At 74.2% G+C, this 8,530-nt stretch carries 7 protein-coding genes; 3 read left to right on the forward strand and 4 right to left on the reverse strand.

The window, feature by feature from the left end; genetic code table 11:
- Positions 1-62: 62 nt before the first annotated feature.
- Together ABFY07_RS23355 and ABFY07_RS23360 are read right to left on the reverse strand one after the other, a co-directional pair.
- Positions 63-854: an SDR family NAD(P)-dependent oxidoreductase gene (locus ABFY07_RS23355; protein WP_346176371.1), complete on the reverse strand. Its 792-nt coding sequence runs from the start codon at positions 852-854 to the stop codon at positions 63-65.
- A gap of 57 nt (positions 855-911) precedes the next feature.
- Entirely contained in the window at positions 912-2,207 is a 1,296-nt protein-coding gene (locus ABFY07_RS23360; protein ID WP_346176358.1) for an MFS transporter, read from the reverse strand.
- 92 nt (positions 2,208-2,299) lie between these two features.
- Between ABFY07_RS23360 and ABFY07_RS23365 the strand changes: the two genes are divergently transcribed.
- The gene (locus ABFY07_RS23365; protein WP_346176359.1) at positions 2,300-2,911 is read left to right on the forward strand and encodes a helix-turn-helix domain-containing protein; all 612 of its coding nucleotides are present in this window, start codon (positions 2,300-2,302) and stop codon (positions 2,909-2,911) included.
- Here ABFY07_RS23365 and ABFY07_RS23370 read toward each other — a convergent pair.
- Together ABFY07_RS23370 and ABFY07_RS23375 are read right to left on the reverse strand one after the other, a co-directional pair.
- The gene (locus ABFY07_RS23370) at positions 2,908-4,065 is read right to left on the reverse strand and encodes an amidohydrolase family protein (protein ID WP_346176360.1); all 1,158 of its coding nucleotides are present in this window, start codon (positions 4,063-4,065) and stop codon (positions 2,908-2,910) included. The two genes, ABFY07_RS23365 and ABFY07_RS23370, sit on opposite strands and share 4 nt — an antisense overlap.
- Positions 4,065-5,423 carry a type I glutamate--ammonia ligase gene (locus tag ABFY07_RS23375; RefSeq protein ID WP_346176361.1) on the reverse strand — a complete coding sequence of 453 codons (1,359 nt, stop codon included), beginning with the start codon at positions 5,421-5,423 and terminating at the stop codon, positions 4,065-4,067. The genes ABFY07_RS23370 and ABFY07_RS23375 overlap by 1 nt, the downstream gene beginning before the upstream one ends.
- A 198-nt stretch (positions 5,424-5,621) precedes the next feature.
- Between ABFY07_RS23375 and ABFY07_RS23380 the strand changes: the two genes are divergently transcribed.
- The gene (locus tag ABFY07_RS23380; protein ID WP_346176362.1) at positions 5,622-6,770 is read left to right on the forward strand and encodes a glycoside hydrolase family 88/105 protein; all 1,149 of its coding nucleotides are present in this window, start codon (positions 5,622-5,624) and stop codon (positions 6,768-6,770) included.
- A 176-nt stretch (positions 6,771-6,946) separates the two neighbouring features.
- Complete coding sequence (locus ABFY07_RS23385) at positions 6,947-8,410, forward strand: SDR family NAD(P)-dependent oxidoreductase (protein WP_346176363.1); 1,464 nt, start codon at positions 6,947-6,949, stop codon at positions 8,408-8,410.
- Positions 8,411-8,530 lie beyond the last annotated feature (120 nt).

Consider the following 8,530-nt stretch of genomic DNA (forward strand, 5'->3'; position numbering starts at 1 on the left):
CGGTAGAACCTACACCACCTTCCCGCCGCGCCGACCGGCCCCGCCGCCGCCGGCGGACCGGCTCAGCGCTTGTCGCGCTGGCCCTCGGCCATCCGGCGCGTCGTGCGGTCGGCCCCGGCGCCGCGCTGGGCCGCCGCCGCCAGGCTCGGGAAGAGCCCGCCCAGGGCGCTGCCCAGGCGCAGTTCGAGCGGGGCGATGTTCACCTCGGCGCGGTCCCGCTCGATGGCCCGCAGGGTCGCCGCCGCGACCTGGCGGGCGCTGACCGTACGGACGCCGGCGGGCGGGGTGGCGCCGGAGTCCGCGAACATCCCGGCGTCGCGCACGAACCCCGGCTGCACCACCGAGACCCCCACCCCGGTGCCGTACAGGTCCTGGCGCAGTCCGAGCGCGAAGCCGCGCAGCCCGAACTTGGCCGCGTTGTAGAGCGCCGCCCCCGGGGAGGCGGTACGCCCCGACAGCGAGCCGACCATGACGATATGGCCGGAACCCGCCGCCACCATGCGCGGGGCCAGCGCCCTGGTCAGCTGGAGCGGGGCGCGCAGATTGACCTCCAGCGCGCGGTCGAGCTCCTCGGGGGCGAAGCCGAGGACCTCACCGCTGGCGGGCAGCGCCGCGTTGGCGACGAGGATGTCGGTCTCCGCTGCCTCGGCGATCAGCCGCTCCACCTGGGCCCGGTCGGCCAGGTCGGCGACGATCGCCCGGGCGCCCAGCCGGTCGGCCAGCGGCCGCAGTACGTCCTCGCGCCGGCCGGTGAGCAGCAGCCTGGCCCCCCTGGCCTTCAGGGCGCGGGCCAGTGTCTGCCCGATGCCTCCGGTCGCTCCGGTGAGCAGGACGGTCGCGCCGCCGATCCGCATGCGTTTCTCCTCCGCGTAGGGCTGGTCCGGGTGGTGGCCGGCCGGGGTGGCCACCGGTCACCGCTGGGCTCCCTCAGGGTCCACCCGGGCCGTGGCGGTGCCGTGCGCCGAACGGATGGTAGCCGAGGCCGCGTCCGCCGCCGCGCGTCCCGCCGGGCGGGCCTGTCGCGCCCGGTCGAGGAGCACGAGGGGCACGGCGGCCGCGGCGAGGGCGGCCCCGATCAGGCAGACCGAGGTGAGAGCGGCGCCTTGGGAGAGTGAGGCGGCCGCGAGCACGGGGGTGACGCTGATGCCCAGTTGGAACGCCGAGACAGTGGTGGCGCCGGCGAGGGTCGGCGCCTCGGCCGCGATGGCGAAGACGCGTCCGTAGACGGCGGGGTTCAGCACGAACGCGGCGACGCCGGACAGGAACACCGTGGGCACCACCGCCCACGCCCGGTGGATCGCGGCGACCATCACGACCGACAGGAGCACGGTCGCCGACGCGCCGGTGAGCAGCGCGAGGTGCGGCCGCCGGTCGGAGACGCGGCCGCCGATGGACAGGCCGGCGAAGGCCCCGATCCCGAACAGCGCGAGGATCGCCGGGATCCACGCCTCGGGGAGGGCGGTGATGTCCGCGAGCATCGCCGCCAGGTAGTTGAACGTGATCATGTACGCCGCGGTGGTGAGGATCGTGATCCCGTAGATGCCCCACAACGCCGGCTTCCGCATCGTGGCCAGCTCCCGCGCCACGCTCGGCCCGCCGGTCCGGTCGGTGCGCGGATCGGCAGGGGGGAGCCCGAGGAGACAACCGGCGATCCCCGCGACCGTCAGGGCCACCACGGCCCAGAAGCCGCCGCGCCAATCGGTGAAGTGGCTGAGCAGCGTGCCCGCGGGACCGCCGGCGACCATGGCCACGCTCAGCCCGCTGACCACGACTCCCGAGGCGCGGGCGTTGCGGTCCGGCGTCACCAGGCCGATGGCGGTCACCGACGCGACGGCGAAGAAGCCCGCGTAGGCGATGCCCGATAGCACCCTGGTGACCAGCATGACCCGGTAGTCGCCCAGCAGTCCGGCGGCGAGGCCGGCGGCGAAGACGCCCTGGGTCGCCACCAGGGCGGTGCGGCGAGGCCAGTGCAGACTGAGCACGGCGAACGGCGGCCCGCCGATCACCACGCCCAGCGCGAACGCGGTGATCAGGAACCCGGCCGAGGAGAGCGTGACGTCCAGGTCACCGGCCACCGCCGGCAGCACGCCGGCCATCAGAAACTCCGCGCTTCCCATCGCGAACAGGCAGAACCCCAGCAGGTACACCCCGGCGGGCAGCCTGTCGGAGCGGCTGTTCCGGGGTGTCGCGGCCCTTGTCGTATCCATGCGGATCACCTCCATGGAGAGGATCGGAACGGACCACCGCTTTCGACAAAGGGCCTTGCCGATTCCGGGACACATTGGTTTGACTGCGCTCCATGGACGAACAACCCAGCGTCGGTGCCGTGATCGAGCAGATCGCCCCCCGGCTGCGGCGTGCCCGCCAGAAGAAGGGCGTCAGCCTCGCCGACCTCGCGCGAGCCACCGGCATCTCGACCAGCACCCTGTCGCGCCTCGAATCGGCTCAGCGCAAGCCGAGCCTCGAACTGCTCCTGCCGATCACCGCCGCGCTCGGCATCCCCCTCGACGAGGTCGTCGCCGCGCCCCGGATCCTGGACCCGCGCGTGCCGCAGCGGCCCACCCGGAAGGACGGCCGCGTGCTGATCCCGTTGTCGCGCCGGCAGGGGGAGCCACGCGCCTACAAGATGACCATCCCCGCGCACGACGAACAGCCCCATCTGCGCACCCACACGGGTCACGAATGGCTCTACGTGCTCCGCGGCCGGCTCCGCGTCCGGCTGGGCGACCAGGACTTCGTCATGGGAGCCGGCGAGGCGGCCGAGTTCGACTGCCAGATCCCGCACTGGTTCGGCGCCGCGGGACGCGGCAGCGTGGAGGTGCTCAGCCTCTTCGGAAAGCAGGGGGAGCGCATCCACCTCCGCACCCCGGGACGCCGACGCGGCCCGGAAGGCCCTGCCCCGGAGGTCTAGGTGCCGTCGGCGACGGTACCGCCGCGCCCGTAGACCCGGCGCGCGTTGTCCGCGGCCACCAGGGCCGCCACCCGCTCCGCGTCCGCCGCGCACCAGGCGCCGTCGCGGACCCAGCGGGCCGACGTCGTGTCCAGGGCCTCGAGGAACAGCCGCGCCCCGACGACGTACAGCTCCGGCAGGCCGTGGGCGTCGGTGGAGAAGAGCACCTTGCCGAAGGGGGCCAGCTCCAGCACCTCCGCCAGCACCGCCCCGGCCCGCGCCCCGGTGTGGGTCAGCGCCAGGCCCACGTCGGCGTAGACATGCGGGAACACCGCGGCCAGATAGGCGGCGCCGCGGTGGTAGGGATAGCCGTGCAGCAGCACCAGCCGGCATCCGGTGGGGCGCACGGCGCGGACGAAGTCGGTGAGCAGCAGCGGGTCGCAGCGGTCCAGGCGCAGATCCGGGTCGCCGAACCCGGTGTGCAGCTGCAGCGGCAGGGCGGTGCGCACGGCGGCCCACAGCAGGTGGCGCAGCAGGACCGGGTCGGCGACCCGGGCCGCGCCCGGGTCGCCGGTGGCGCGGGCGGTCAGCCAGCGGTCGGCCGCCGCGCGCAGCGGGGCCGGCGCGGGTGGGGTGGGCGCCAGGTCCAGGCCGTGGCGGTAGGCGGCCACCGACTTGAAGGCGGCGGCGGTGCGCGCGGCCTCGCGCACCGCGCCGTCGAGCGAGGCCAGGAAGGAGTCGGTGGTCCGCGAGGTGTCCGCGATCCGCTCCGCGAGGTGTTCCAGCCGGACGATCTCGCGCGCCGTGCCCCCCGCGGCCTCGGCCAGCTCCCGGGGGCCGGTCAGATCCCCGGGCAGCCCGGTGTCCACCAGGAACTCGGTGATCCCGGCGGCGCGCAGCAGCCGCCGGGTGACCTCCGCCGCTCCCAGCTCCCGCCGCCGCGCGAGATAGCGCTCGGGCGGGCAGTGGGGAGGAAGGCCCAGCAGCGGCGGGCACCAGCGGCGCACCGCGAACCCCAGCTGGGTGTCGAAGTAGCTGGTGCCGGGCGCGGCGGGGGCGTCCGACTCGGTGAGGTACGCCTCGAACGCGGCGGCGTCCAGCTCGCCGCGCACCACGCCGTGGCAGTGGTGGTCCACCAGGGGCGGCGCGGGCCGCGCCGCGCCGGGGGCGGCCATCAGTACCGCCCGCGGGTGGCCGTGGCGATGTCCTGCGGGCTCGCCCCCGAGAACAGCTCCGCCTCGGCGCGGCGCACGGCGGCGATGGACTCGAAGAGCGGGTCGCCCAGCGCCTCGCGGAGCGTGTCCGAGGCCTCGAAGTGTTCCAGGGCGGCGGGCAGCGAGGTGGGCAGCCGCTTCTCGCGGCCTTCCCGCACCGGATCCCCGGCCACCGGAGGGGGCAGGGTCAGCCCGGAGTCGAGCCCGGCGAGCCCGGCGGCGATGACCGCGCCGGTGGCCAGATACGGATTGGCCGCCTGGTCGAAGCACTTGACCTCGGCGTTGGCCCCGCCGGGGTCCTCCGGCGCCCCGGCGACGAAGCGCAGCGCGGCCTCGCGGTTCTCCAGGCCCCAGCACTGGTAGGCGCCGGCCCAGCGGGAGGGCTCAAGACGCAGATAGCTCGCCGGGGACGGGGCGCCGACGGCCAGCAGGGCGGGCAGCGCGCGCAGCACACCGGCCAGGAAGGCCTCGCTGGTCGCCGTCATGCCGCACGGTCCGTCCCCGCCCCGGCACAGGTTGCGGTCGCCCTGCCACAGGCTCAGATGCAGATGGCCGCCGCTGCCGACGGCGCCCGGGGTGACCACGGGGGCGAAGGACGGCTCCAGGCCGTGCTGGGCGCTCACGCCCCGGATCGTCTGGCGCACCAGCACGGCGAGGTCGGCCGCGCCGACCGGGTCGGCGGGCGCCACGGACACCTCGAACTGCCCGGGGGCGTACTCGGGGTGCAGTTGCAGGACCTCGACCCGCTGGGCCTGGAGGGCGTCGAGCACGTCCGCGAGGTAGTCGGACAGGTCCACCAGGCGGGTCATCCCGTACGCGGGCCCCGCGGTGGGGTAGCGCGGCTCCCGCTCCGGCGCGCCGGCGGTGGTGACCACCCACTCGGTCTCGAAGCCCATGAGCACCCCGATGCCGCGCTCCCGGGCCCGCTCGGCCATGCGGTGGGCGAACCGGCGTTGGCAGACCGGGTGCTCGCGCCCGCTCACGTCGTAGCGGTCGGCGGGGGCCCAGGCCCAGCGGGGCTGGGCGGCCAGGGGGGTGAGCCGGTCGAGGTCGGGGAAGAGCCGCAGATCCCCGTCGGGGCCGCCGACGTGGCGGCTGGTGGTCATGGAGTCGTCGACGAGGTAGACGTCGAAGACGGGGGACATGCCGACGCCCCACTGGGCGGCGTGTTCCAGCCGGGTGGCGGGGACGGCCTTCACGCGGGTCAGGCCCGCGTTGTCCACCCAGGTCAGCGCGGTGCCGACGATCCCCTGCGCGGTCAGCCGCCCGGCCTCCTCGCGCGCTCGCGCCCGTGCCTGCTCGCGCTGTTCGGTGTCCACGGGCGGCTCCTGTCCGGTGGGCGCTCATCCGGTGTGTTCGCGGCTCCTCGAGGTCTAACGCGCGGGGCTCGCGAGCGTTACGATTCCTGACATGCTCAGATCAAGCTTATCGAACCCGGAAATCACTCCGAACCCGGAAATCACCCCGAACCCGGAAAGCGCCTCGAACCCGGAAACCACCCACTCGGGAGCCGACCAGTGATCGGACGCAGGACCGTCCTCGCGAGCACCCTGGGCCTCACCGGCGGACTCGCGCTCGGCATCGCCGGGGCCGCCGCCGCGGCCCCGGCCGACTGGTCCCGGGCCGTGGTGGACTCCACCATCGCCCGCAACCCCGACCCGAAGTCCCTCGGCGGCTGGGGCTACACCCGCGGGCTGTTCCTCTACGGCGCCTACCGCGTCTACCAGCGGGTCAAGGAGCCGGCCTACCTCGCGTACATCAAGCGGTGGGTGGACTACTACGTGGACGCGGACGGCCACATCAACCACAGCTTCGACAACCTCGACGCCATGCAGTCCGGCAACCTGCTGCTGATCCTCCACCGGGAGACCGGCGATCCGCGGTACCGCGCCGCCGCCGACCAGATCCGCACCCGCATCACGACCTACCCGCGCACCGCCGACGGCGGCATGTGGCACGCCACCGGCAAGACCAACGAGCTGTGGGCGGACGGGGTCTTCATGGCCCAGCCGTTCCTGCTGCGCCACGGCATCGCGTACGGGGGCGAGGCGTACGCGTACGACGAGGTCACCCGCAACCTGGCCGTGTACTTCCGCCACCTCAAGGCGTCCAACGGGCTCCTCTACCACGCGTATGACGCGGACGGCGACGCCCCCTGGTCGCCGGACCCCGCCACCGGCGCCTCCGCCTTCCACTGGGCCCGCGCCATCGGCTGGACCGCGATGACCCACATCGAGGTGCTGGACCTGCTGCCCGTGGACCACCCCCGGCGGGCCGGGCTGATCGCCAACGTGAAACACCTGGCCAAGGGGTTCGTCCGCTACCAGGACCGGAGCACCGGCCGCTGGTTCCAGGTGGTGGACAAGGGCGGTGAGGCGGGCAACTGGACCGAGACCTCCGCCTCCAGCATGTACACCCTGATGCTCCACGCGGCGCTGGAGCGCGGGTACATCGCCGGCCGCGATTACGTGTCCGCGGCGCGGCGGGGCTATCAGGGCGTCCTGAAGAAGGTGAGCGTCAACGCGGACGGGCTGACCGACATCGCCGACATCAGCGAGGGCACCAACGTCGGCGACCTGGCCTATTACCTCGGCCGCAAGCGCAACACCAACGATCTCCACGGCCTGGGCGCCTTCCTGCTCATGAACGAGCGGCTCGCACACTGACCCGTCGGCGCAGGTGACACCGCTGGGCGAGGCCTCACCGGCCCGGGCGGGGGTGAGCACCCCGCCCGGGTTTGGCGCCGAAGGCCCCGCTTCCGTAAAGTTTCGCCGTTACCCCCCACCCCACCACCCAGGGCACCCCCGCCCTGGCACAGGCGAAGCAGAAAGCGGCAGCGGCGATGACGGTGACTGAAGACGGCCGGGCCGAGGATCAGGGCATCGACCCGGAGCGTCTGGCGACCTGCCTGAGCGTGCTCGAAGAGCTCGACCGGCTGCCGCTCGACCACCCCGACGCCATCGCGGTGCGCCGCGCCACCTCCGGCATCTACCGGATGGTCAAGCAGCGCAGGCGCCAGGAGCGCCGGGCCGCGAAGACGGCCCACGACAAGTCGGTCACCGAGGCCACCGCCACCGGCGCCGCCGACCGCATCGACGACGAGACGCTGGGCCGCGCCCTCGCCAGCTCGGTGACCACCCCGATCGCGGGCATCCTCCAGCGGCCCCGTTCCTGCTACGTCTGCAAGGCCCGCTACGTCGAGGTCGACGCGTTCTACCACCAGCTGTGCCGGGACTGTGCCGCCGAGAACCGGGCCCGCCGCGACGCCCGCACCGACCTCACCGGCCGCCGGGCGCTGCTCACCGGCGGCCGGGCGAAGATCGGCATGTACATCGCGCTGCGGCTGCTCCGCGACGGCGCCCACACCACCATCACCACGCGCTTCCCCAACGACGCCGTCCGCCGCTTCAAGGCCATGCCGGACAGCGGGGAGTGGCTGCACCGGCTGAAGATCGTCGGCATCGACCTGCGGGACCCTGCCCAGGTGATCGCGCTGGCCGACTCGGTGAGCGCCGCGGGCCCGCTGGACATCCTGATCAACAACGCCGCGCAGACCGTACGCCGCTCGCCCGCCGCGTACGCGGAGCTCATAGCGGGCGAGTCGGCCCCGCTGCCCGCCGGAGAGCTGCCCGAGGCCGTGGTCCTGGGCGCCTTCGGCAGCGGCGCCCAGGCGGCCCTGCCGGGGCCCGCGGCGGCGCCCGGCGGCGGGCTGAGCGCGCAGGACCTCACCGCCCTGGCCCTGACCAGCGGCTCCGCCTCGCCCGCGCGGATCGAGGCGGGCACCGCGATCGACGCGGGCGGGCTGGTGCCCGACCTCGACGACACCAACAGCTGGATCCAGCGGGTGGACCAGGTGGACCCCGTGGAGCTGCTGGAGGTGCAGCTGTGCAATGAGACGGCGCCGTTCATCCTGGTCAGCCGGTTGCGCCCGGCGATGGCGGCCTCGCCCGCGCGGCGCAAGTACGTGGTGAACGTGTCCGCCATGGAGGGCAAGTTCAGCCGCGGCTACAAGGGCGCCGGCCACCCGCACACCAACATGGCCAAGGCCGCCCTCAACATGCTGACCCGCACCAGCGCCCGCGAGCTGTTCGAGACCGATTCCATCCTGATGACCAGCGTCGACACCGGATGGATCACCGACGAGCGCCCGCACCCCGACAAGATGCGGCTGGCCGCCGCGGGCTTCCACGCCCCGCTCGACCTGGTCGACGGCGCGGCCCGGGTCTACGACCCGATCGTGCGGGGCGAGCGCGGCGAGGACGTCTTCGGCTGCTTCCTCAAGGACTACGCCCCCACCGACTGGTAGCCGCTCACAGGCGCCTGGAGCCGCTCACAGGCGCCCGGCGCGCGCCGCGCCCGGCACCAGAGGGGTCCGGGCGACGACATGGTCGGCGAGCCAGCCGCCACTGGCGGCGGCGGGGAGCCG

It is taken from the genome of Streptomyces sparsogenes subsp. cuspidosporus (assembly GCF_039532705.1).
Taxonomy (GTDB): Bacteria; Actinomycetota; Actinomycetes; order Streptomycetales; family Streptomycetaceae; genus Streptomyces; species Streptomyces sparsogenes.

Coding starts and splice junctions, on each gene's coding strand:
- ABFY07_RS23355 (WP_346176371.1), bottom strand. CDS start 854: ATGCGGATCGGCGGCGCGACCGTCCTGCTCACCGGAGCGACCGGAGGC.
- ABFY07_RS23360 (WP_346176358.1), bottom strand. CDS start 2,207: ATGGATACGACAAGGGCCGCGACACCCCGGAACAGCCGCTCCGACAGG.
- ABFY07_RS23365 (WP_346176359.1), top strand. CDS start 2,300: ATGGACGAACAACCCAGCGTCGGTGCCGTGATCGAGCAGATCGCCCCC.
- ABFY07_RS23370 (WP_346176360.1), bottom strand. CDS start 4,065: ATGGCCGCCCCCGGCGCGGCGCGGCCCGCGCCGCCCCTGGTGGACCAC.
- ABFY07_RS23385 (WP_346176363.1), top strand. CDS start 6,947: ATGACGGTGACTGAAGACGGCCGGGCCGAGGATCAGGGCATCGACCCG.